The 1,190-nt window shown below is 59.2% G+C and carries 1 protein-coding gene; it reads left to right on the top strand.

The window, feature by feature from the left end; translation table 11 throughout:
* Positions 1-62: 62 nt before the first annotated feature.
* A protein-coding gene (locus IEY49_RS21200; RefSeq protein ID WP_189012386.1) for an IS3 family transposase occupies positions 63-1,177 on the top strand; the annotation gives its coding sequence in 2 pieces (ribosomal slippage) (positions 63-321 and positions 321-1,177; 1,116 coding nt in all).
* Positions 1,178-1,190 lie beyond the last annotated feature (13 nt).

Raw genomic sequence — 1,190 nt, 5'->3', positions numbered from 1 at the left:
TGACGTGACCCCTAATTCTCGGTCCACTCCGGTTGCGACAAGATGGGCAATCCGGAGGGGCAATGAAAGGGAAACGGTATACCGAGCAACAAATTCTGGAGATCCTTGGACAGGTCGAGGCTGGTCAACCGCTGGCTGAACTCACGCGGCTCCATGGCGTCGCGGCCAGTACCATTCACCGTTGGAAAGCGAAGTATGGGGGGATGACGAAAGACGAAACCAAACGGTTTCGTGTCCTGGAAGAGGAAAATCGTCGTCTGAAGAAGCTGGTGGCCGACCTTTCGCTGGACAACCAGGTCCTCAAGGAGGTGGTCGCAAAACAGTGGTGACCCCGGACGCAACGCCACAATCCCAGACGCCGATGAAGCGGGAGATGGTGGGGTTTGTCCGGCAGCGCTTTGCGGTGTCCGAACGGCGGGCGTGTCGCCAGCTGGGCTTCTGGCGCTCTACCCAACGACACCACAGCCCTGGAGAGGAAAAAGACGAGGCCTTGAAGACCCGGCTGCGGGAGTTGGCAGGTGAACGACCTCGTTTCGGATACCGTCGCCTCCATGTGCTGCTGGGGCGCGAAGGGCACCGGGTGAATCACAATCGGGTCTACCGGATTTATCGGGCTGAAGGGCTGGCTGTGCGTCGAAAAATCCGTAAGAAGCTGACCGCAGGAGAACGGCTGCACAAACCTCTGGTTTGTGCAGCCAATCAGCGCTGGAGCATGGATTTCATGTCCGACCACCTGGCCTCAGGTCAACGCTTCCGGGTTTTGAACGTGGTGGACGACTTTACCCGGGAATGCCTGCTCATGCATGTCGGTACCTCGATCACTGGCGCAGATGTCGCCCGATTGCTGAGCGGCGTGCTGGCTGAGCGCGCTCAGCCAGCCATGATTCTGACTGACAATGGTCCGGAATTTGTTGGAAAAGCCCTGGATCAATGGGCCCACGAACGTGGCATCTTCCACCACTTCAACCGCCCGGGCAAGCCCATCGAGAACGCCTACATCGAGAGCTTCAATGGCCGGGTCCGGGACGAGTGTCTGAATCTCCACTGGTTTCAAACCCTGTCCCAGGCGCGCCTGATCGTGGCGGCGTGGCACCAGGATTACAACCAGGTTCGTCCGCACAGCTCTCTGGACAACCACGCACCTCAAACGTTCGCCCGCCTGGAGCGGGCAGGCTGAGTTACGATTCGAT

This window comes from Deinococcus malanensis (genome assembly GCF_014647655.1).
In the GTDB taxonomy this organism is placed as follows: domain Bacteria; phylum Deinococcota; class Deinococci; order Deinococcales; family Deinococcaceae; genus Deinococcus; species Deinococcus malanensis.
The sequence above is the reverse complement of the archived record's forward strand: the minus strand, read 5'-3'. Positions and strand labels throughout refer to the sequence as shown.